Source organism: Streptomyces sp. NPDC002669 (assembly GCF_042889165.1).
Taxonomy (GTDB): Bacteria; Actinomycetota; Actinomycetes; order Streptomycetales; family Streptomycetaceae; genus Streptomyces.
In genome coordinates, this window is record NZ_JBIAQQ010000004.1 from 1 (window position 1) to 22,850 (window position 22,850).

The following is a 22,850-nucleotide window of genomic DNA, read 5'->3' on the forward strand; positions in this document are numbered from 1 at the left end:
CCGCTCCGACTTCCCCACCCGCTTACCGGGTCCGCCACCCCCCCCGCCCCGCCCCCCCCCCCCCCCCCCCCCCCGCCACCCAGCACCCCCACCTCATCGTGGCCGGCGACCTCCGCTCGGCCCACTACCAACGCATCCAGACCGCCCTCGGCTCCGGCAGCGAAGCCGCACTCCGGGCCTACTACACGGCACGGGACCTGCCAACCGGGGGCACGGAGTGAGCCAGGTGAACTACGCTCACGGGGCGGATGCGTCGGCGGGAAGCTACTGCCTGCCTGGTGGAGGTGGGGGCATGGAGTCACCCAGGAGTGCCCTACATGCTCCACTTAGAGCGAAAGCACCCCGTTTGCCGGATTTTCAAGAAGTAAGTAAAAACAGCCTCTGCCCGACATAAACCAGCAGGTCAGTTGCTGTGGTCCCCGCGCGTGCGGGGGTGGTCCCGAAACGGTCAGGCTCTTGATGACCCGTACGGGGTGGTCCCCGCGCGTGCGGGGGTGGTCCCCGCGTTCTGTACCTGGGGAAGCATGGGCGGCTGTGGTCCCCGCGCGTGCGGGGGTGGTCCCATCATGCCAGCGCACAAAAAGGGACTTACCGAGTGGTCCCCGCGCGTGCGGGGGTGGTCCCCAGTACGGCGGGTTTGACCGGCACTGATCCACGTGGTCCCCGCGCGTGCGGGGGTGGTCCCAACAGGAAGAACGTGGCTAAGGCGTTGACCCCGTGGTCCCCGCGCGTGCGGGGGTGGTCCCCGCTGATGACCTGACCGGCCCTCGCTCAGCCGGTGGTCCCCGCGCGTGCGGGGGTGGTCCCACGAAGTCGCCCGGTTTCCTGCCAGCGACCTGGTGGTCCCCGCGCGTGCGGGGGTGGTCCCCCGTACGCGCACACCTGTGAGGGACCGCTGTGGTGGTCCCCGCGCGTGCGGGGGTGGTCCCCCGCGCAGGCCGTAGACGTCGGTGAACAACGGGTGGTCCCCGCGCGTGCGGGGGTGGTCCCTCGGGCAGCACGGTCATCATGTCGGGCGGGAAGTGGTCCCCGCGCGTGCGGGGGTGGTCCCAAGACTGCCGAGGAGTTCAAGAAGGACCACACGTGGTCCCCGCGCGTGCGGGGGTGGTCCCTCATCGCCCGCGCCGAAGCCGACCGCCAGCAGGTGGTCCCCGCGCGTGCGGGGGTGGTCCCACGCCGTCCACGGAGGCAGCTTGGCCGGATATGTGGTCCCCGCGCGTGCGGGGGTGGTCCCGATCATGATCCGGCGACCGTGGGCGAGTGCACGTGGTCCCCGCGCGTGCGGGGGTGGTCCCGATCATGATCCGGCGACCGTGGGCGAGTGCACGTGGTCCCCGCGCGTGCGGGGGTGGTCCCTCCGTGAACTCGGTCTCGCCGCCGACGACTTCGTGGTCCCCGCGCGTGCGGGGGTGGTCCCGGCCCGGTGCGCCCGCCGTGGGCACACGCCAGGTGGTCCCCGCGCGTGCGGGGGTGGTCCCTCGGCGGCGTCCTCGCCGTCGAAGAGCGCGTCGTGGTCCCCGCGCGTGCGGGGGTGGTCCTCCGCGGGCCGGGTCCGCCGGCCAAACTGCACGGTGGTCCCCGCGCGTGCGGGGGTGGTCCCTCGGGACGTTGAGGCCGCGGTTTCCGAGGCGCGTGGTCCCCGCGCGTGCGGGGGTGGTCCCCAGCACGTAGGGCAGGCTCGGTGTTTCCGGGGGTGGTCCCCGCGCGTGCGGGGGTGGTCCCGGCACCATCGAGTTGCGGCCGCGGCCGCGCTTGTGGTCCCCGCGCGTGCGGGGGTGGTCCTACCCATAGAACACACCGGACAAGGGTCCCGACGTGGTCCCCGCGCGTGCGGGGGTGGTCCCGCTCAGCTCGAAGACTTCCAGTCGGCCCGGAGGTGGTCCCCGCGCGTGCGGGGGTGGTCCCCGGAGGACGGCGGTGCGCCCTGGGGCGGCGGGGTGGTCCCCGCGCGTGCGGGGGTGGTCCCCGTGGCGGAGCTGTGCGAGGTCCGTTCCGGCGGTGGTCCCCGCGCGTGCGGGGGTGGTCCCTTGCTCCGCCTGTCTGCGGTCGCCTGTGCGCCGTGGTCCCCGCGCGTGCGGGGGTGGTCCCCAGGACGCCCTGAAGTTCCTCGACAAGGAAGTGTGGTCCCCGCGCGTGCGGGGTTGGTCCCTGCCGGAGGACTTCCACACCGACCTGATCCTCGTGGTCCCCGCGCACGCGGGGTTGGTCCCCGACTGGGCCGGCTGCATCATGCCCGAGTCCGGTGGTCCCCGCGCACGCGGGGTTGGTCCCTCCTGTACGCCCAGGCGGCATTCAAGGCCGGTGTGGTCCCCGCGCACGCGGGGTTGGTCCCCCCGCGGATGCGGGCCGAGGTCGAGAGGGTCCGTGGTCCCCGCGCACGCCGGGTTGGTCCCCTGGGCGGCGAGTTCGGGCGCGAGTGAGATACGTGGTCCCCGCGCACGCGGGGTTGGTCCCTGGACGACTTGGCCGGTCGCGACGTCGACCGTGTGGTCCCCGCGCACGCGGGGTTGGTCCCCACTGGTCCTCGGGGAGGGCCAGCGCGGCCACGTGGTCCCCGCGCACGCGGGGTTGGTCCCGACGAGGCCAGGCACATCGATCACCACGACGTGTGGTCCCCGCGCACGCGGGGTTGGTCCCCCCTAAGCAGTGGGTGTCCCATCCGTTCCCGTGTGGTCCCCGCGCACGCGGGGTTGGTCCCCCGTTCACCGTCGCGCACCTCATGGACGTCGTATGGTCCCCGCGCACGCGGGGTTGGTCCCTGCTCTCGCGCGAGGAACCAGTGGGCCAGGTGGTGGTCCCCGTGCATGCGGGCGATCCCAGACCCGGCCCATCCAGTTCGGTGTGGCGGCCCTGGGACCTCAGCAAGTCCGGCAAGGAGTCCTCGTAATGCCCACGACCGGTTTCCGGCCGCGCCTCGCGAATGACCAGGTGTCTGCCCTATACATCCCTGACGCCCCGGCCCTCAACCTGTGGACAAAGAGCCGACCACCCAAAGCCCCAGCTCGATCAGAATCGATCAATCTTGATCCATTTCGGAATCCGACACATGAACGGCATCCACTCATGTCAAATACACCCATGCGCCATGATCACCCCGAAGTCCTCACCGCCTACGTCGAGTTGTCCCCCGCAGCTCGCACGGCCTGGGGCAAGCACGATCGGGTGACAGAGGAGTGGCTCCCGCTGTGGCGGCACATGGCGGACAGTGCCGCTGTCGCCGGGCGGTTGTGGGACGTGTGGGTGCCGGAGAACGTGAAAGCACTCATCGCGGAGTCGCTTCCGGAAGGCGCGGGGGGCGCCCGACAGTTGGCCGTATTTCTGGCGTGTTCGCACGATATCGGTAAGGCCACGCCCGCTTTTGCATGCCAGGTGGACGGGCTTGCCCACCGGATGCGGCGGGCTGGGCTCGACATGCCGGACCAGAAGCAGTTCGGCAAAGACCGTCGGATGGCTCCGCACGGGCTGGCCGGGCAGTTGCTCATACAGGAGTGGCTGGGTGAGCGGTTCGGGTGGAGCGGGCGGGCCTCGGCGCAGTTCGCCATCGTGGCCGGCGGGCATCACGGGACGCCGCCGGACCACCAGCAAATCCATGACCTCGGGCTGCATCCGCAGCTGTTGCGTACTCAAGGGGACAGCGAGGCCGTCTGGCGTTCGGTGCAGTACGAGTTGCTGGACGCGTGTGCGCGGCGGGCCGGGGTGGAGGGGCGGCTCGCCCAGTGGCAGGCCGTGCGGCTGCCGCAGCCCGTCCAGGTGGTGCTGACGGCGCTCGTGATCGTCTCCGACTGGATCGCCAGCTCGTCCGAGCTGTTCCCGTATGACGCCTCGTCCTGGTCGTCGCTGGACGGGAAGGACGGCGAGGCCCGGCGGCTCGATGCCGCCTGGGAGGGGCTGGATCTGCCGGGACCGTGGCGGCCGGAGGAACCGGAGGGAAGTGCGGAGGAGCTTTTCCGGGAGCGCTTCGAGCTGCCCGACGGTGCCCGGATCAGGCCCGTGCAGGAGGAAGCCGTACGGATGGCGCGGAGCATGCCCGCCGCCGGGCTGCTGATCATCGAGGCGCCGATGGGCGAGGGCAAGACCGAGGCGGCGTTCGCGGCGGCGGAGATTCTGGCGGCCCGTACCGGCGCGGGGGGCTGTCTGGTCGCGCTGCCGACCCGGGCCACCGGGGACGCCATGTTCCCCCGGCTGCTCGGCTGGCTGAAGCGGCTGCCCGCGGACGGGCCGCGGTCCGTCGTCCTCGCCCATGCCAAGGCCGCGCTCAACGAGGTGTGGGCCGGGATGTTGAAGGAGGGAAGCCGCACGATCGCCGCCGTGGAGCTGGACAGCGAGGACAAGCTGTCCGATCCAGGCTGCGCCGATCTCACCCACCCGGCCGGGCTCCACGCCCATCAATGGCTGCGCGGACGGAAGAAGGCGCTGCTCTCCTCCTTCGCGGTGGGGACCATCGACCAGGTGCTCTTCGCCGGGCTCAAGAGCCGGCATCTGGCGCTGCGGCATCTGGCCGTCGCGGGCAAGGTCGTGGTGATCGACGAAGTACATGCCTACGACGCGTACATGAACACCTATCTCGACCGGGTACTGGAGTGGCTGGCCGCCTACCGGGTGCCGGTGGTGATGCTTTCCGCGACCCTGCCGGCATCGAGGCGGCGGGAGTTGGCCGCGGCGTATGCCGGTGGGGAGACGGTCGAGCTGGCCGAAGCGCTGCATCTGCCCGATGACGCCTACCCGTTGATCACCGCGGTCGCGCCCGGTGGCGTCGTCCGCACCGCGCGGCCCGAGCCCGCCTCGGGGCGCCATACCGAGGTGTTGGTGGAACGGCTCGACGACGACCTCCCGGCGCTGGTGGGACGGCTGGAGAGCGAGCTGCGGGACGGGGGATGCGCGCTGGTCGTGCGCAACACCGTCGACCGGGTGCTGGAGGCCGCCGAGCACCTGCGGGAGCGCTTCGGCGCGCAGGCCGTGACCGTCGCCCACTCCCGGTTCCTCGCCGCCGACCGGGCGCGCAAGGACACCGAACTGCGCGAACGGTTCGGCCCCGGCGGCGACCGGCCGACCGGGCCGCACATCGTCGTGGCCAGCCAGGTCGTCGAGCAGTCGCTCGACATCGACTTCGACCTCCTGGTCACCGACCTGGCCCCCGTGGACCTGATGCTTCAGCGCATGGGGCGGCTGCACCGCCATCCCCGTACCCGTCCGCCGCTGCTGGTGAAGGCGCGCTGCCTGGTGACGGGGGGGTCCGACTGGAGCGCTGAACCGCCTGCTCCGGTGGATGGCTCGATCGCCGTGTACCAGGGGAAGCACACCCTGCTGCGTGCGCTGGCGGTACTCGGTCCGCATTTCGACGGGACCCCGCTGGTGCTGCCGGACCACATCAGTCCGCTCGTGCAGGCCGCCTACGACGACCGTCCGGTCGGCCCCGAGGACTGGGCGTCCGCGTTGGCCATCGCCCGACGGGAGTATCTGAAGAAGCTCACCGAGAAGCGGGTGAGCGCGGACGCGTTCCGGCTCTCCCCGGTCCGGCGGGCCGGGCGGGCGGTGATCGGCTGGCTGGACGGCAACGCCGGTGACGCCGACGACAGCCGCGCCGGGCTGGCCCAGGTACGGGACAGCGAGGAAACCCTGGAGGTGCTCGTCGTCCAGCGCCGGGAGGACGGCCGACTGACCACGGTGGGCTGGCTCGGGGACGGGCGCGGTGGGCTGGATCTTCCGGAGCACACGCCGCCGGTGCGCCGGGCCGCCGAGGCGGTCGCCGCGAGCGCGCTGACGCTGCCCCGCGTCCTGACGCACCAGGGCATGATCGACCGGACCATCTCCGAGCTGGAGCGATTCGTCGTTCCGGCCTGGCAGGTGAAGGAGTGCCCGTGGCTGGCGGGCGAGTTGCTGCTCGTGCTCGACGAGCATTGTCAGACCCGCCTGTCAGGCTTGGAGATCCACTACAGCGCCGATGACGGACTCCGGGTGGGTTCCGTCGGCACGCGCAGAACAAGCAGCACGCGCAGAGCAAGCGGAACAGAGGGGCTCGAACCGATGGTGCCTTCCTACGACTTGGTCTCCCGACCCTGGCTGCCCGTGCAGCGCGACGACGGCACGACGGACGAGCTGTCACTGGCGGAGGTCTTCGCCCAGGCCCACACGCTGCGGCGGCTGGTGGGTGATCTGCCCACCCAGGAGTTCGCCCTGCTGCGGCTGCTGCTCGCGATCCTGTACGACGCGTTCGACGAGGCGGAGGGCGGGAAGTCCGGAAGCCGCAAGAGGTCCGGTGCTCCGGCGGAGTTGGAGGACTGGGAGGAGCTGTGGCACGACGAGAAGTCCTTCGCCGTCGTTGCGGACTACCTCGACCGTCACCGCGAGCGCTTCGACCTGTTCCACCCCGAGCGCCCGTTCTTCCAGGTCGCCGGATTGCACACGGCGAAGCACGAGGTCGCCTCGCTGAACCGGATCGTCGCCGACGTTCCGAACGGGGAGGCGTTCTTCTCGATGCGTCGGCCCGGGGTGGACCGGCTGAGCCCGGCCGAGGCGGCCCGGTGGCTGGTCCACACCCATGCCTACGACTCGTCCGGCATCAAGTCAGGGATGGAGGGCGACGACCGGGCCAAGGGCGGGAAGGTCTATCCCCAGGGCGTCGGATGGGTGGGTGGGCTCGGCGGCGTCCACGCCGAGGGGCACACACTGCGCGAGACGCTGCTGCTGAACCTGATCCCGACCGGGGAAGGCATCGTGGAATTCATCGCGGACCCGGCCGCTGACCTGCCGGTCTGGCGCCGCGAGCATCCGCCCGGCCCCGGGGTGCTGGAGGACGACCCGTCCGTCCCCCGCCCCGCCGGTCCGCGCGACCTCTACACCTGGCAGTCGCGCCGGCTGCTCCTGCACACCGAAGGCGATGACGTGACGGGGGTCGTACTCGGTTACGGCGACGCGCTCGCGCCCGCCAACCGGTGGAAGACGGAGCCCATGACCGGATGGCGGCGCAGCCGGGCACAGGAGAAGAAACTGGGGCGGCCGCTGGTCTACCTTCCGCGTCAGCACGATCCGGGCCGGGCCGCCTGGCGAGGGCTGGCGAGCCTGCTGTACGCGCAGAAGTCGGACGGCGAGACATCGGGGCGGGGAACGGATGAGAGCAAGCCGCCCGGGGTGGTGAAGTGGCTGGCCATGCTCTCCAACCCGAGCGATGGTGTTCTGCCGGAGAAGGCTCTGTTCCGGACCCGGCTCGTCGGCGCGGTGTACGGAACGCAGCAGTCCGTGGTGGACGAGGTGGTGGACGACGGCATCACCCTGCCGGTCGTGCTGCTGCACGAGCACCGTCCGCTGCACGGTGCGGCGGCGGTGGACGCGGTCACGGACGCCGAGCGGGCCGTGTCGGCGCTGGGGCATCTGGCGGGGAACCTCGCCCGCGCGACGGGGGCGCCGCCCGGCCCGGCCACGGACACCGCGCGCGACCTGGGGTTCGGGGCACTCGACGGGCCGTACCGGCACTGGGTGGTGAGCCTTGGGGAGACCTCGGACCCGATCGCCGCACGTACCGCGTGGCAGGCCGACGCCCGCCGAATCGTCCTCGCCCTCGGCCGCGAACTGCTCGACAGCGCGGGGCGGGCGGCGGCTGAGGGACGTGTGGTGGAGGTTCCCGGGGTCGGCAAACGCTGGGTCGACAGCTCGCGGGCGGACCTGTGGTTCCGGACCCGGATCAACAAGGTGCTGCCGAAGCCACCCTCCGGGCCTCCCTCCGACGGCCCTCGCCCCGACGCCAACCCTTCGGAAGGAACCACATGAGCACCACCTCGACGCAACCCGATCGCGTCGGCGGCAAGGGCGGACCGGACGAACCAACGGTCCGCGAACTGGTCGAGCGCGCGACGCACACGTACATCGCACGGATCCAACCCCGGTATCTCAAGGACGAGTCGACGGCCGTGTCGGAACTGGCCCGGCTGCGGCGTGGCGCGGGAAAGAGAGCGCATGAGGTCCAGGACCTGTGGGGGATCGGCGCTCTGGAGAATCTCTCCGAACTGCTGGAGGGAAGAACGGACTTCGACCGCCGGAAGGACGCCGAGGAGGCAGTCTTCCTCGCCTCGACGTTGTGGGCGCTGCACCAGCAGTCCCGCCGTGACCAGAACACGCACACCAGGGGGAAGGACCTCGGCGGTGCGGTCCGCGCGTTGATCCGGTTGAAGGAACCGGAGCGGGCGGACGAGGAGGAGTCCACCCTGCGCAAGCGCCTGGTCAGGGTCGGTACGGCCGAGTCGTTCCAGTCCGTCGCCGTGCGGCTCAGGGAGATCGTGATGCTCCTGCGTACCGTGCCCGAGCCGCTGCCCCTCGACTACGCGCGCCTGGCCGGTCAGCTCTACCGGTGGCAGGACCGCAGCGCACGCGCCGGCGTGCAGCGCGAGTGGGGGCGCGAGTTCCACCTGGCCGCCAGGAAAAAGGCATCGGCCGCCGAGAAGGGCGACGCGATCGACCCGACGTTGGGTGCGGACGACGACGGCACGTATGCCGGGTACGCCGCCGGGGAGTGAGTCCCACGGTCGTCTTCGCCATCTCTTCCGTGTTTCCACCGTCACTTCGACGAACCGCTCCCGCCATCCGTACCGCCCTACCGAACAGAGGACTTGAAAGCACGTGACCAGGACGATTCTCGACATCCACATCCTCCAGACCGTCCCGCCGAGCAATCTGAACCGCGACGACACGGGGGCGCCGAAGTCGGCGACGTACGGCGGTGTGCGGCGTTCCCGGGTGTCCAGCCAGGCGTGGAAGCGGGCCACGCGCAAGGCGTTCGACGAGTTGCTCGACAAGTCGGAGCTGGGCGTCCGTACCAAGAAGGTGGTCGAGGAACTCGCGGGACGCGTCCAGGCACTCGATCCGTCGCTGACACTCGCCGCCGCGCGGGAGCTGGCCACCGAGACGGTCTCCACGGCGACGGGCTCGAAGATCACCGCACCCAAGCGCAAGAGCAAGGACGCCGACGCCGAGGACCTCGCCGGGGAATCCGGGTACCTCATGTTCCTCAGTGACCGGCAGTTCGGCGCGCTCGCCGCGCTGACGGTCGAGGGCGGCAAGGGCGGTGACGTCAAGGCGCTCAAGGAATTCCTCGGGGTCAAGGCGAACAAGAGCCGCGCCAAGGAGGCCGTCAAGACCGAGCACTCCGTGGACATCGCACTGTTCGGGCGCATGGTCGCGGATTCCGCCGATCTGAACGTGGACGCGGCGGTGCAGGTCGCCCACGCGTTGAGCGTGCACCCGGTGGAGGTCGAGTCGGACTACTACACGGCGGTCGACGACAGGAACCCCGACGACGAGTCGGGCGCCGGGATGATCGGCACGGTCGAGTTCAACTCCGCGACCCTGTACCGGTACGCGGCAGTCGACGTGAACCGGCTCCAGGAGAACCTGGGCTCCGGTGGGGACGACGAGAACCGGCCGGTGGAGCCCACCCGGCGCGCGGTCACCGCGTTCCTCGAAGGCTTCATCACCTCGCTCCCGACGGGAAAGATCAACACCTTCGGCAACCAGACGCTGCCGGCCGCCGTGATCGTCAAGGTCCGTTCCCGGCGACCGGTCAGCTATGTCGGAGCCTTCGAGCAGCCGGTGCCGATGGGTGAGAACGGCGGCTACCTGCGGAACGCCTGCAAGAAACTCGCCGATTTCGCCCCGGACCTGGAAGGCCGGTACGGACTCACCGGGAACGATCAGGGCTGGGTGCTGCGGGTGGGCGACGAGACGAGCGCGCTCGACGTCCTGGGTACCGACGTGGGCCTGTCCGAGCTGTTGACGGCCGTGGGGGACACCGTGGTCGCCCGGCTTGAACCGGAGACGGCGACCGTCGGCCGTACCGGTGCGTCTTCGGAGTCCGGGGCATGAGCGTGCTGCTGATGCGGCTCGCGGGCCCTCTGCAGTCCTGGGGGTCCGCGGCCCGCTTCGTGCGCCGCACCACCGAGAACGCACCGACGAAGAGCGGAGTCGCCGGGCTCCTCGCCGCGTCCCAGGGACGCAGGCGGGACGCGGACCTCTCCGATCTGGCGGCGCTGGAGTTCGGCGTCCGCATCGATCAGCCCGGCACCCGGCTGCGGGACTTCCAGACGGCGCACCACAGCGACACGCTCAAGGCGATGCCGCTGTCGGAGCGCTTCTATCTGGCGGACGCCGTGTTCGTCGCGGGTGTGAGTGGCGAGGCGGCGCTCGTCCAGCGGCTGTACGAGGCGCTGCTGGAACCCGTCTTCCTGCCGTACCTGGGTCGCCGTTCCTGCCCGCCCTCAGAGCCCATCACGATCGGGGAACCGCTGGACATGGGCCTGGAGCAAGCCCTGCGCGAGGCGAAGTGGGAGGCGTCCGAGCGGTACCGGAGACGCCTGACGGCATCCGGCGCGGCGCATCTGGATCTACTGCTGGACAGTCCGCCCGAAGTCCGGCCGGACTTCACGCTGCGGGACCTTCCGGTGAGCTTCGACGCGCGGCACCGGCGATACGGACTGCGTGGGATCCGGACGCTCCGGATCCCCGCGCCCGGCACGGCCGGGTCACCTCAGTCGTCTCCCCCTCCCCACGATCCCACCGATCTCCTCACGCCCGTCACATCGAGGACCGCCTGATGTACCTCACCCGCTTCCGCGTGAACACCGGACGATCCGATGCCCGGCAACTGCTCGGTTCACCGCACCGCATGCACGGAGCGGTGAACATGTCCTTCCCCACTCCGCCGTCCCGGGAAGGAACCGGTCCCCGGGTGCTGTGGCGGGTGGACCGCAACGGCACGTCCGAGACGCTGCTGTACATCGTCAGCCCCACCCGCCCCGACCTGACCCACCTGGTCGAACAGGCAGGCTGGCCCGCCTCGGACGAGCCGGGCTGGACGACGTTCGGGTACGAGGACTTCCTCACCGCCCTCCAACCGGGCGACACCTGGGGTTTCAGGCTCACCGCCAATCCCGTGCACAACATCCGCCACGAGTACGTGAAGGAGGGCGAGCGGACGAAGCGTGCCGCGCACAAGACACCCCGTCACCAGATGAACTGGCTGCTGAAGCGGGAGGAAACCGGTGGCTTCGAGATCGTCCGGAAGCCGGAGGAGCGCCGGCTGCTGCCCGAGGGCGACGAGTACGAGCTGCTCGTCCGCGACCAGATCCCGCTGAGGTTCCGTCGTGCCCCGGAGAAGGCGGGCAGGAACGACGTACAGATCACGAAGGTCACTTTCGACGGCCGTCTGCGCATCACGGACGCGGCTCTCTTCCGCCGCACGCTCACCCACGGTCTGGGGAAGGCAAAGGCGTACGGCTGCGGCCTGATGACCCTGACTGCGGTACAGGGGAAGGCATGAGCACGGTCGGCCGCAGGGGCGCGTCCTCGCCCCGAGAACTCACCCGGGTCGGGGACCGGCTCTCCTTCGTCTACCTGGAGCGCTGCACGGTACACCGGGATTCCAACGCGATCACCGCGGAGGACGCGGACGGCATCACGCACATTCCGTCCGCCACCATCGGCACTCTGCTGCTCGGACCGGGCACCCGTGTCACCCACCAGGCAATGGCACTCCTCGGCGAATCCGGTGCCGGTGTGACCTGGGTGGGAGAGCACGGGGTGCGGTACTACGCGGGTGGGCGGGCCCTGACACGTTCCTCGGGGATGATCGAGGCACAGGCCGCCGCCTGGGCGAACCGGCGCACCCGGCTGGACGTGGCGCGGGCCATGTACCGCCTGCGCTTCCCCGGCGAGGACACCGCGGGTCGCACCCGGCAGGACCTCCTCGGGATGGAAGGGCGGCGGTTGAGGGACTGCTACAAACGCGAGGCGTCCCGTACGGGCGTACCGTGGCGGCGCCGTGAGTACCACCGCGACGACTTCTCGGCGGGGGACGCACCCAACCAGGCCATCACGGCCGCAGCCCAGTGCATGTACGGGGTCTCGCACTCCGTGATCGCGGCTCTGGGCTGCTCTCCCGGCCTGGGTTTCGTGCACTCCGGGCACGAGCGCTCGTTCGTCATGGACGTGGCGGACTTCTACCGGACGGAGATCGCGATCCCCGTCGCGTTCGACGCGGCGGCCGAGGGGGAGGAGGACGTGGCGACGCGGACCCGCCGGATGCTCCGGGACCACATCAACCGGATCGGCCTGCTCGACCGCTGTGTCCAGGACATCAAGGATCTGCTCGGCTACGACGGCACCCGTGACACGGTGGAGGCGGACGGCACATCGCAGGACCGGGTCACCCTCCAGTCCGACGGCGACCGCCACGTCGAGAGCGGTCGCAACTACGGGGACGAGATCATCTGGTGACCGTCATCGTCCTCACCAACTGTCCCGTCGGTCTGCGGGGATTCCTCACGCGCTGGCTGCTGGAGATTTCCCCGGGGGTCTTCCTGGGTGCGCCATCGGCACGCATCCGCGAAGCCCTGTGGAACGAGGTCCGCCAGTACGCGGGCGAGGGGCGGGCGCTGCTCGCGTACCAGACGAACAACGAGCAGGGCTACACCTTCGAGACCCACGACCACTCATGGCACCCCACCGACCACGAGGGCCTCACCCTGATCCGCCGCCCGAACCCGAAATCCCCACGCTCCACGGAAAAACCGGCCGGCGTACCCCGCCAGGGCTGGAGCAAGGCGTCGAAGCGGAGAAAATACGGCGGCCGATAGATACGGCTGTACGAAGCGATGACCTCGCGGGACGGAGCCGAGCACCGATTCCCGGCATCCGAAAAGAGAGGAAAGATACCTTTGCCGGTATCCGAGGAAGTAAGTAAAAACGGTCTCTGCCGCGCATAAACCAGCAGGTCAGTTGCTGTGGTCCCCGCGCGTGCGGGGGTGTTCCCGTGTCCTCAAAGGCCCGCTCGTAGCCGACGATGTGGTCCCCGCGCGTGCGGGGGTGTTCCCTCCCGGCCGCCGGGCCTGAGTCGATCTAGGTAGTGGTCCCCGCGCGTGCGGGGGTGTTCCTCGTCAGTTGTCGAAACGGGCCTCCGATCCGGTGTGGTCCCCGCGCGTGCGGGGGTGTTCCCATCCCCGTGGTGCTCCTGTCCCAGCTCAACCGGTGGTCCCCGCGCGTGCGGGGGTGTTCCCGCCCACCCCTCGGCCTCCTCGTCGCCGGGGTGGTGGTCCCCGCGCGTGCGGGGGTGTTCCCCCCGAGACGCAGCGCCCGCAGTGGCGCTACCGGGCGTACCGGTGGTCCCCGCGCGTGCGGGGGTGTTCCCCCCGCACTGACGGGCCGCCCGCCTTCCGGGCGGTGGTCCCCGCGCGTGCGGGGGTGTTCCCCGCTGCTGCGCGGGGCGCTGGTCGGGATTTTTGTGGTCCCCGCGCGTGCGGGGGTGTTCCCGCCCCCTGGGTTACTGGGAGGACGTCTACTCTGTGGTCCCCGCGCGTGCGGGGGTGTTCCCCCGCAGCGCGGCAGGGGTATTTGAATTCCCGTGTGGTCCCCGCGCGTGCGGGGGTGTTCCCAAGGCCGGGTACAAGGCCCGGGGTCCCCGCGCGTGCGGGGGTGTTCCCTTGCGCCAGGCATCGTCGTTGTTGAGGAGCTGGTGGTCCCCGCGCGTGCGGGGGTGTTCCCAGGACGTCCATACCGGCGGGGTCTTCGATCCAGGGTCGGGCCGTGGTCCCCGCGCGTGCGGGGGTGTTCCCCGCGAGGCCGAGCCGATCCTCGACGAAATCGGGTGGTCCCCGCGCGTGCGGGGGTGTTCCCGGACAGGTCGAGGCCCTGGTCGCCGCGGTCGAGTGGTCCCCGCGCGTGCGGGGGTGTTCCCGTGACGGAGCTTGATGGACTTCATGGTGATCCGTGGTCCCCGCGCGTGCGGGGGTGTTCCCCCATCGAGCAGTCCTCGTTCGCGAAGTACCACGGTGGTCCCCGCGCGTGCGGGGGTGTTCCCCCGATGATGTCGGCCGTCGTCGGCCGCTCCGCGTGGTCCCCGCGCGTGCGGGGGTGGTCCCTGCATGACCATGCTCCGCGCGGCTGCCGAGGAGTGGTCCCATGGTTCCGCTTGCCGAAGCCTGGGACAGTGGGTGGTCCCCGCGAACGCGGGGTTGACCCCGAGATGTCGCAGGACCGAGGCCAGCGGCGCGGTTCCCCGCTGATGCGGGGAAAGACTGGCGGGGGAAGCGGTATCGGGGGGACAAGCCGCTTCCCCCGGGGAACGGGCTCTCGGGGCTCGTCGCGGTCAGGGGGGATCTCGCGGCGGGGTCCCGTGGTGAGGGCCTGTTCCTCGCCCTTCGGGCTCCTGCCGGATCCGTCGGGCGCACTCCCCATCCTGCTCCCTCGAAGGGGGCCGGCGGGCGGACGAAGGGCCTCGATCGGGGGGTCCTTCGTCCTTAAAGGCCGTGTGAGTGGGCGCGATCCCCACGGGGATGCGGTCGTACGTACGGATAGAATCGCCCGACTGCACAGGGGATCGAAGGGGAGGCAGGGGCTGATGGCGCAAGCGAAGAAGATAGCGCTCTACGTGGTAGTCGTCTTCGTGCTGTACACGATCATCACCTCCCCGGCGCGGGCCGCCGACCTGGTCCAGGTAGGGTTCGAGGGCGTTTCGAGTGCCGCACAGGGCGTCGGTGACTTCATGACCGAGCTCGTGAAGTAGGAGTACCCATGATCCGCCATCTGGTCCTGTTCAAGCTGAACGACGGCGTCGAGCGGGACGACCCGCGGGTCGTCGCCGGGGCGCAGGCCTTCCGTGACCTGGAGGGGCAGATCCCCGAGCTGGAGTTCTGGGAGTGCGCCTGGAACATCACCGACCGGCCGATCGCCTACGACTTCGCCATCAACTCCGCGGTCGCCGACGAGGACGCCCTGAAGCGGTACATCGAGCACCCCGCCCACCAGGCCGCCGCCGGGCAGTGGCGCGAGTTCGCCACCTGGGTGATCGCCGACTACCCGTTCTGATCGGTCCGGACAGGCCGAAACCGGGCGGGCGGATGCCTCCACGGCCCCGATGAACCCACGGCCCCGATGAACGCAGGGGCCGGTGGGCCCCATGCGTTCGATGGCTTGGCGCTCCTGACGAAGTGCCACTGTTCGATTGCCTCTCACCATGACGGTGAGGGGCTTTTTTGGCATTTAAACCAAGTTGAACCAGTTTGACCCCAACACGATGTTATACGGTGCTTGCACACAGTGCACATGTCTTGTGATGCTATGACCGCTTTTAATGGACGAGTTGACCGAAGTCGACCGCAAAGGGGTGGCCTCATCGTGCCGGCCAGTACAGCGCCTCAAGTGCCTCCCCAGTCCGCACAGACGAGTCAGTCCGGTCACGCCGGGCAGGGCGGCCAGGTCGACCGGAGCAGTCGGGACGACTGCGTCGAACGGAGTGAAGCGGCGACGCCCGCACGGAACAGGGGGGCCGACACCAGGGCCCTCACACAGGTGCTTTTCGGCCAGCTCAAGGAACTGGAGCCGGGCAGCCCCGAGCACGGCCGGGTGCGGGCGGCGCTCATCGAGGCGAACCTGCCCCTCGTCCGGTACGCCGCGGCGCGCTTCCGCAGCCGCAACGAGCCGATGGAGGACGTCGTCCAGGTCGGCACGATCGGCCTGATCAACGCCATCGACCGGTTCGACCCAGAACGCGGCGTCCAGTTCCCGACGTTCGCGATGCCGACCGTCGTCGGCGAGATCAAACGATACTTCCGCGACAACGTGCGGACCGTCCACGTGCCCCGTCGGCTGCACGAGCTCTGGGTGCAGGTCACCGGGGCCACCGAGGACCTGACGACCGCCCACGGCCGCTCCCCCACCACCGCCGAGATCGCCGAGCGGCTGAAGATCTCCGAGGAGGAGGTGCTCGCCTGCATCGAGGCGGGGCGCTCGTACCACGCCACCTCCCTGGAGGCCGCCCAGGAGGGTGACGGGCTGCCCGGGCTGCTGGACCGGATCGGCTACGAGGACCCGGCCCTCGCCGGGGTCGAGCACCGCGATCTCGTCAGGCACCTGCTCGTCCAGCTTCCCGAGCGCGAGCAGCGCATCCTCCTGCTGCGCTACTACAGCAACCTGACGCAGTCGCAGATCAGCGCCGAGCTGGGCGTCTCCCAGATGCACGTGTCAAGGCTGTTGGCCAGAAGCTTCGCCCGGCTCCGATCCGCAAACAGGATCGAGGCATAACCGGATCGGGTAGAGAAGCCAAAGTCCGTTTCTCGCGGCCCTGTTCCGCCGCACCCCTTGTTAACTGCGCAGACGCCACAAAGACTTGTCGACTTGTCACTACAGCGTGTTGCCGACATGTGACATTCTGCGGGAACCGCGTTTGCCGTGGCCTCGCCTCCGGTATTCAGGTGGAGGCTGCGTTCCTCCGATGGTCGCGGCTCGACGCGACCGTCCGCGACCTCAAGGGGGTGGCATGTCCGAAGAACAGGGCAGCTCGAAGGTGCTCACGCTCACCAAGAACGAACCCGCACCCGCAGCGCTCACCAGCTCGCCGGAAGCCATCGACACCCGCACTCTGTCCCGCTCCCTGTTCCTGCGGCTCGCCGCGCTGGGCCCCGTCGGCCCCGACGGAACGGACAGCCCGGAGCGTGCCTACGTACGGGACACACTCATCGAGCTCAACCTCCCGCTGGTGCGGTACGCCGCGGCGCGCTTCCGCAGCCGCAACGAACCGATGGAGGACATCGTCCAGGTCGGCACGATCGGCCTGATCAAGGCGATCGACCGGTTCGACTGCGAACGGGGCGTGGAGTTCCCGACGTTCGCGATGCCGACCGTCGTCGGCGAGATCAAGCGGTTCTTCCGCGACACCTCGTGGTCGGTGCGCGTCCCGCGCCGGCTCCAGGAGCTGCGGCTCGCGCTGACGAAGACCAGTGACGAGCTCGCCCAGAAGCTCGACCGGTCGCCGACCGTGCCCGAGCTGGCCAAGGCGCTCGGGGTCTCCGAGGAGGACGTGGTCGACGGGCTCGCCGTCGGCAACGCGTACACCGCCTCCTCGCTGGACTCCCCCTCCCCCGAGGACGACGGCGGCGAGGGCTCCCTCGCGGACCGGCTCGGCTACGAGGACACGGCGCTGGAGGGCGTCGAGTACCGCGAGTCGCTGAAGCCGCTGCTGGCCAAGCTGCCGCCGCGCGAGCGCCAGATCATCATGCTGCGGTTCTTCGCCAACATGACCCAGTCGCAGATCGGCGAGGAGGTCGGCATCTCGCAGATGCACGTCTCGCGCCTGCTGACCCGTACGCTCGCCCAGCTCAGGGAAGGACTCATCGCCGACTGATCGCCGTGGACTCCCGCACCGGAGCACGAGGGTTCAGATTTGACGGTCCGTCAGCCACACTGGCGCGATGCGACGTCAGATGCTCGATTCGAACGGCCGCCGAGGCACCGTGACAGCCGCCTCGGCGGTCGTGCTGTGTCTGGGGCTGGGTGGTGCGCTGACCGGCTGCGGCGGCGCGACGGGCGACGGCTACACGGCGGTCGGCGCGGCCGGTGCGGAATCCGGGCGGAGTCCGGCCGGAGCGGTGGCGCCGTCGGGGAAGGTGACTCTGGTCCCGCTGGACCGGGACGGCCGCGCCGCGGGACGCGACCGGGACGGTGGCCGGGACGAGCGGAGGGGCGGGAAGCGCCCCGGGAGCCCCGGGGCCACCCCGGGACCGTCGGCGCCGGGCAGCGGGCCGGAGGGCGGGGCAGGGAGCGGTACGGAGGACGGTACGGGCGGGGCGGGCGGCGGGCCCTCCCGGCCGCCCGGCACACCCGGTACGCCGGGATCCGGGGGCGGGTCCGCGTCCCCCTCGCGCCCCGGCCCCGGGGCCACCACCCCGGCGGGGCCCGCCGTGCTCACGGTGGGCACCCCCGTGCGGGCGGCGGCGGACGAGCGCTGGTGCGAGAAGGTGACCGTGGAGTTCCGGAACACCGGAGGGTCTCCGGCACGCTCGGGGACGGTCACCTTCGCCACGCACATCATCGGCGGGCTGGGGATCGACTGGGGGACCGTCGAGTCGACCGGGCCGCTGCCCGTGCCGATCGACGCGGGAGCGGCACGGACGGGGACGTACACCGTCTGCGTGGACGCCTGGCGGGTGCCCCTGGGGATGCATGTCGAGACCAGGGAGGTCACCGCCGTATCGGAGTGACGGGTGGGGACGGACGGGGACGGACGGCGGCCGCGGTGATCATGCGGCGGCCGCGGTGATCGGGGTGATCACCCGGCGGTCGGTGGAGCGGTCCCGCTCCGGTCAGCCGAGCGCGAGCCAGGCGACCGCGCCGAGGACGACGACCACCGCGACGACGGCGGCGATCACCCCGACCTTCGGTCCGGACGACGCGGCCGGCTGCTGCCGGCGCTGCGGCTCGCCCTCGTCGACGAAGGCGCGGAACATCTGGGTGCTGCCGGCCGGGTCGTGATTGCCCTCGGGGCCCTGCGGGGCGTGGGGGTTGTGTGCCATGGGCCAGGACCCTAGCGAACTCGGCACAACCGCCCAACCCCCGGGTCGGCGAAGGGCCGGAGCCGGGCCCGACGGCCGGAGCGGAACCCCCGGAAACCGGTACGGAAGCCTCCGCGATCATGCCCCGGACACCGGGCACCGGAAACCGGCGACGGAAGCCCCCGCGGGCCTCCGCGATCGCGTCCCGGGCCACCGTCCCGGCCGCCCTTCGCGCCCGCCCCACGGACCCCGCCCGTGACGCGAGACACATCCGCCCCAGGGCGGCCCCCGCACGCTGCGCCTTTGACTCGCACCCTACGGAGCCTTTTGCGTTCCTTTACTTCTGCAAGCCCCTTTTCGTTTGCCTGTAGCAACCAATGGCTCATATGGTTGCCCTAAGCAACAACATGAACTGATGAGATGTCTGGGGGGTCCCGTGGCCGCACGGAGTCAGTACGAAGAACTGGCCCGGCAGCTGAGCGCCGTGGGGGCCGTCAAGCGAGGTCTCGCCCGCAGCCTGCCCGCCGACTGCCCGGGGGGCTCCGCCGTCGTGCTGGCCCTTCTCCACCAGCACGGCGAGATGCGGATCAGCCGGCTCGCCGAGCTGCTGGACGTCGACATGTCGGTGACCAGCCGTCATGTCGCCCATGTGGCCGAGCGTGGCTGGATCGAGAGGTCTCCCGACCCGGCGGACAGGCGGTCCCGCATCCTGCGGCTGACCCCCGACGGAATCACCGTCCTCGGCGATCTGAACCGGCGGACCACCGAGATGTTCGCCCACAACCTCTCCGACTGGTCCGACGACGAGGTCGGACAGCTCAACACGCTGTTGGCCCGGTTGCGCGACAGCTTCGTCTGTCGCGGCCCCGGTGGGTGCGGCCCCGGAAAGCACGGCGGCGACTGCCGTTCCCGGCAGGCCGACGGCGACAACGACGTGCACACCCGTACACCCGTGTAACAGAAGCAAAGACAAGGAACTCAATGGCTACGACCACACCCACCGGTGTGCGGGGCGGCCACGCCAAGCACGGGGGGTCACCCGATCCCTCGTCCGGCGCGCCGATGACACACCGGCAGATCATGGAGGCCCTGGCCGGGCTGATGCTCGGCATGTTCGTCGCGATCCTGTCGTCGACGGTCGTCTCCAACGCCCTTCCGGAGATCATCTCCGACCTCGGTGGCGGCCAGAGCGCCTACACCTGGGTCGTCACGGCCTCGCTGCTGGCGATGACCGCCACCACCCCCCTGTGGGGCAAGCTCGCCGACCTGTTCAGCAAGAAGCTGCTGGTCCAGATAGCCCTCGTCATCTACGTCGCGGGCTCGGTCGTGGCCGGTCTGTCGACCAGCAGCGGCATGCTGATCGCCTGCCGCGTGATCCAGGGCATCGGCGTCGGCGGTCTCTCCGCCCTGGCGCAGATCGTGATGGCGGCGATGATCGCCCCGCGCGAGCGCGGTCGTTACAGCGGTTACATCGGTGCGGTGTTCGCCGTCGCCACCGTCGGCGGCCCGCTGCTCGGCGGTGTCATCACCGACACCAGCTGGATGGGCTGGCGCTGGTGCTTCTACGTCGGTGTGCCGTTCGCCGTCATCGCGCTGATCGTGCTCCAGAAGACGCTGAAGCTCCCGGTCGTGAAGCGCGAGGTCAAGGTCGACTGGTGGGGCGCGTTCTTCATCAGCGCCGCCGTGTCGCTGCTGCTCGTCTGGGTGACCTTCGCGGGTGACAAGTACGACTGGCTGTCCTGGCAGACCGCCGTGATGGTCGTCGGTTCCGTCCTCCTCGGCGCGGTCTTCGTCGCCGTCGAGACCCGGGCCAGCGAGCCGATCATCCCGCTGCGCCTCTTCCGCAACCGCACCATCACGCTGGCCTCGCTGGCCTCGCTGTTCGTCGGCATCGCGATGTTCGCCGGCACCGTCTTCTTCAGCCAGTACTTCCAGCTGGCTCGCGGCGAGTCGCCGACGATGTCCGGTGTCCTGACGATCCCGATGATCGCGGGTCTGTTCATCTCCTCGACCGTCTCGGGCCAGATCATCACCAAGACCGGCCGCTGGAAGGCCTGGCTGGTCAGCGGCGGCTTCCTGGTCACCGCCGGGCTCGGGCTGCTGGGCACCATCCGGTACGACACGGAGTACTGGCACATCGCGGTCTACATGGCCGTGATGGGTCTCGGCATCGGCATGATGATGCAGAACCTGGTGCTCGCCACGCAGAACCAGGTCGACCCGTCCGATCTCGGTGCCGCCAGTTCCGTCGTCACCTTCTTCCGTTCCCTCGGCGGTGCGATCGGGGTCTCGGCGCTGGGCGCCGTCATGGCCAACCGCGTCACCCACTACGTCAAGGACGGCCTGGCCGACCTCGGTCCCCAGGGCGCGGCCATGGGCCACGGCGGTACCGGCGGCGGGGGCATCCCCGACCTGGACAAGCTGCCCGAGCCGTTCCGCACGGTCGTGGAGAGCGCCTACGGGCACGGGGTCGGCGACGTCTTCCTGTACGCCGCTCCAGCCGCGCTGGTCGCCTTCCTGATCACGATCTTCATCAAGGAGGTCGCGCTGAAGTCGAACACGGTGAGCGAGACCCCCGCCGTCGAAGCCACCGCCGTCGAAGCCACCGCCGTCGAGGCCACCGCCGTCGAGGCCGCTGTCACGGACACGGTCCCCGTCGCCGCGGTCGGGGCCCCGGCCGTCACCGCCGTCGAATCGGCCGGGGGCGCCCCGGCCGACACCCTGGAGGCACCGGTCGCCACCCTGCGCGGCACAGCCGTGCGCGGTGTGGTCCGCGGCGCCGAGGGCGCGCCCCTGGCGGGTGCCGCCGTCACGCTGATCTCGCTGGCCGGCCGGCAGCTGGGACGTTCCGTCGCCCGGCCCGACGGCGGCTACGAGCTGGACGCGCCGGGCTCCGGCAGCTACGTCCTGATCGCGTCCGCCGACGGCTTCCAGCCGCAGGCGTCCACCGTGGTCGTCGGCGACGAGCCGGTCGCGTTCGACATCCTGCTCTCCGGCACGAGCGGGCTGGCCGGAACCGTGCGGACCGCGGAGACCGCCGAGCCGGTCCGGGGCGCCATGGTCATCGTGACCGACGTGCGCGGCGACGTACTGGCCACCGGCGCGTCCGGCGAGAGCGGCGAGTTCGCCTTCGGGGAGCTGGTGCCCGGTTCGGTGACCGTCGCGGTGAACGCCGCCGGGTTCCGCCCGCTGGCCCTGCCTGTGGAGATCGGCGGCCAGGGCGTCACCCGGATCGAGGCCGCGCTGCGGTCCGGCGCCCTGGTGCGGGGCGTCGTGCGGGCCGGTGCCGCCCGGCAGCCGCTCGCGGACGCACGGGTGACATTGGTGGACGCGGCAGGCAATGTGGTCGCCACCGCGACGACCGGGGAGGACGGGGCGTACGCCTTCGCCGACCTGGACGCGGGCGAGTACTCGGTCGTCGCGACCGGCTACCCGCCGGTGGCCGGCGCGCTGACCGTGGCCGGTCACGGGGTCGACGGCCACGACATCGAACTCGCCCACCCCGGCGAGTAACGGACCTCCGGCGGGGGCGGCGCTTCGAGCGGAGGCGCCGCACCCGCGGGCGGAAATGGGCCCCGGTGGCGGGGACGGCAGGCAGGGGACGGCCTGCCGTCCCCGCCCCGGGGCCCGACTCATGGGGGCACCGAGCAGGACGAGCAGAACCGGCAAGGCGAGCAGGAAGAGCAGGGAGAGAACGCATGGGACTTCGCGCACAGGTACGGACGCGGGACGGCTGGGCCGTCCAGCACGCGGTCGTGACGGTCACCGACATGACCGGCGCGCAGGTGCTGCGGGCCACGGCCGACGAGGACGGGGCGGTACGGACCGACACCCCCTTCCAGGCCGGCGCGTACACGGTGATCGTCACGGCGATCGGGTACGCCCCCGCCGCCTCCACCGCCCTCGTCACGGCGAGCGGCCGGGTCGAGGCCGGCACGGTGGTGCTGGCCCGCCAGGGCGGCGTGGAGCTGCCGCCGCCGGGCACCTGGTCGCTGGACCCGGCGCACTCCTCGGTGGGGGCGTCGGCGCAGCACCTGGGGATCTCCAGCGTGCGCGGCCGGTTCACCGAGTTCAGCGGCCGGATCGAGATCTCGAAGGACGTCGAGCAGTCCCGGGTGGAGGCCGTGATCGGCGCGGCCAGCATCGACACCGGCAACGGCATGCGGGACAAGCACCTGCGTTCGCCGGACTTCCTGGACGTGGACCGGTTCCCGGAGATCACGTACCGCTCGAACGGGCTGTCCCCGGTCGGTCCCGACCGCTGGCTGGTCCACGGTGAACTGTCGCTGCACGGCGTGGTGCGCCCGGTGGATCTGCACCTGAGCTACCTGGGCACCGGCCCGGACCCGTGGGGCGGGGTGCGCGCGGCCTTCAGCGCGACGGCGGAGCTGCACCGCGAGGACTTCGCGATGAACTACAACCAGGTGGTGCGGGCGGGCATCTCGGCGATCGGCACGACGCTGCGGGTGGACCTCGACATCCAGGCCGTGCAGGGCGATTCCCCGTCGTCGTGATCCGGGCCGGGGCCCGGCCCGCCCGAAG

General features: G+C 70.7%; 16 protein-coding genes, 1 pseudogene and 2 CRISPR repeat arrays. Of the genes and pseudogenes, 16 read left to right on the forward strand and 1 reads right to left on the reverse strand.

The window, feature by feature from the left end:
* From ACFYW1_RS06940 to ACFYW1_RS07000, 13 genes and pseudogenes are all read left to right on the forward strand, one after another.
* Positions 1-221: pseudogene (locus tag ACFYW1_RS06940) on the forward strand (pyridine nucleotide-disulfide oxidoreductase); the annotation flags it as partial.
* 191 nt (positions 222-412) lie between these two features.
* A CRISPR array of direct repeats spans positions 413-2,812; the repeat unit is 21 nt; unit sequence GTGGTCCCCGCGCGTGCGGGG.
* A 266-nt stretch (positions 2,813-3,078) separates the two neighbouring features.
* A complete protein-coding gene (gene casA / locus ACFYW1_RS06945; RefSeq protein WP_388988197.1) occupies positions 3,079-7,764 on the forward strand; it encodes a type I-E CRISPR-associated protein Cse1/CasA in 4,686 nt (1,561 codons plus the stop codon).
* The gene (gene casB, locus ACFYW1_RS06950; RefSeq protein ID WP_388988200.1) at positions 7,761-8,507 is read left to right on the forward strand and encodes a type I-E CRISPR-associated protein Cse2/CasB; all 747 of its coding nucleotides are present in this window, start codon (positions 7,761-7,763) and stop codon (positions 8,505-8,507) included. The genes casA and casB overlap by 4 nt, the downstream gene beginning before the upstream one ends.
* Before the next feature lie 103 nt (positions 8,508-8,610).
* Positions 8,611-9,852, forward strand: a complete 1,242-nt coding sequence (gene cas7e / locus ACFYW1_RS06955) for a type I-E CRISPR-associated protein Cas7/Cse4/CasC (protein WP_388988203.1) — start codon at positions 8,611-8,613, stop codon at positions 9,850-9,852.
* A complete protein-coding gene (cas5e, locus tag ACFYW1_RS06960) occupies positions 9,849-10,580 on the forward strand; it encodes a type I-E CRISPR-associated protein Cas5/CasD (protein ID WP_388988206.1) in 732 nt (243 codons plus the stop codon). The genes cas7e and cas5e overlap by 4 nt, the downstream gene beginning before the upstream one ends.
* Positions 10,580-11,305: a type I-E CRISPR-associated protein Cas6/Cse3/CasE gene (gene cas6e, locus ACFYW1_RS06965; protein WP_388988209.1), complete on the forward strand. Its 726-nt coding sequence runs from the start codon at positions 10,580-10,582 to the stop codon at positions 11,303-11,305. Before cas5e ends, cas6e begins: the two co-directional genes overlap by 1 nt.
* Positions 11,302-12,261, forward strand: a complete 960-nt coding sequence (gene cas1e / locus ACFYW1_RS06970; RefSeq protein ID WP_388988212.1) for a type I-E CRISPR-associated endonuclease Cas1e — start codon at positions 11,302-11,304, stop codon at positions 12,259-12,261. Before cas6e ends, cas1e begins: the two co-directional genes overlap by 4 nt.
* Positions 12,258-12,620 (forward strand): type I-E CRISPR-associated endoribonuclease Cas2e, encoded by a 363-nt coding sequence (gene cas2e / locus ACFYW1_RS06975; RefSeq protein ID WP_388988215.1) that lies wholly within the window; start codon positions 12,258-12,260, stop codon positions 12,618-12,620. The genes cas1e and cas2e overlap by 4 nt, the downstream gene beginning before the upstream one ends.
* Before the next feature lie 147 nt (positions 12,621-12,767).
* Positions 12,768-13,901: a CRISPR direct-repeat array (repeat unit 29 nt; unit sequence GTGGTCCCCGCGCGTGCGGGGGTGTTCCC).
* A gap of 479 nt (positions 13,902-14,380) precedes the next feature.
* Positions 14,381-14,545, forward strand: a complete 165-nt coding sequence (locus ACFYW1_RS06980; RefSeq protein ID WP_388988218.1) for a hypothetical protein — start codon at positions 14,381-14,383, stop codon at positions 14,543-14,545.
* An 8-nt stretch (positions 14,546-14,553) separates the two neighbouring features.
* Positions 14,554-14,847: a Dabb family protein gene (locus ACFYW1_RS06985; RefSeq protein ID WP_283852888.1), complete on the forward strand. Its 294-nt coding sequence runs from the start codon at positions 14,554-14,556 to the stop codon at positions 14,845-14,847.
* 333 nt (positions 14,848-15,180) lie between these two features.
* Complete coding sequence (locus ACFYW1_RS06990; RefSeq protein WP_388988223.1) at positions 15,181-16,062, forward strand: RNA polymerase sigma factor SigF; 882 nt, start codon at positions 15,181-15,183, stop codon at positions 16,060-16,062.
* 235 nt (positions 16,063-16,297) lie between these two features.
* Complete coding sequence (locus tag ACFYW1_RS06995) at positions 16,298-17,161, forward strand: RNA polymerase sigma factor SigF (RefSeq protein ID WP_388988226.1); 864 nt, start codon at positions 16,298-16,300, stop codon at positions 17,159-17,161.
* Between the two features lie 67 nt (positions 17,162-17,228).
* The gene (locus ACFYW1_RS07000; RefSeq protein WP_388988229.1) at positions 17,229-18,017 is read left to right on the forward strand and encodes a hypothetical protein; all 789 of its coding nucleotides are present in this window, start codon (positions 17,229-17,231) and stop codon (positions 18,015-18,017) included.
* Positions 18,018-18,119: 102 nt separating this feature from the next.
* Here the strand turns inward: ACFYW1_RS07000 and ACFYW1_RS07005 are convergent, their stop codons facing one another.
* Positions 18,120-18,329 (reverse strand): hypothetical protein, encoded by a 210-nt coding sequence (locus ACFYW1_RS07005; protein ID WP_148837043.1) that lies wholly within the window; start codon positions 18,327-18,329, stop codon positions 18,120-18,122.
* Positions 18,330-18,744: 415 nt separating this feature from the next.
* Here ACFYW1_RS07005 and ACFYW1_RS07010 point away from each other — a divergent pair, with 415 nt between their 5' ends.
* The 3 genes from ACFYW1_RS07010 to ACFYW1_RS07020 all read left to right on the forward strand — a co-directional run bounded on the left by ACFYW1_RS07010 (position 18,745) and on the right by ACFYW1_RS07020 (position 22,822).
* Positions 18,745-19,266 carry a MarR family winged helix-turn-helix transcriptional regulator gene (locus ACFYW1_RS07010; RefSeq protein ID WP_388988233.1) on the forward strand — a complete coding sequence of 174 codons (522 nt, stop codon included), beginning with the start codon at positions 18,745-18,747 and terminating at the stop codon, positions 19,264-19,266.
* A 23-nt stretch (positions 19,267-19,289) separates the two neighbouring features.
* Positions 19,290-21,821 carry an MFS transporter gene (locus ACFYW1_RS07015; RefSeq protein ID WP_388988236.1) on the forward strand — a complete coding sequence of 844 codons (2,532 nt, stop codon included), beginning with the start codon at positions 19,290-19,292 and terminating at the stop codon, positions 21,819-21,821.
* Between the two features lie 185 nt (positions 21,822-22,006).
* The gene (locus ACFYW1_RS07020) at positions 22,007-22,822 is read left to right on the forward strand and encodes a YceI family protein (protein WP_388988240.1); all 816 of its coding nucleotides are present in this window, start codon (positions 22,007-22,009) and stop codon (positions 22,820-22,822) included.
* Positions 22,823-22,850: the final 28 nt, after the last annotated feature.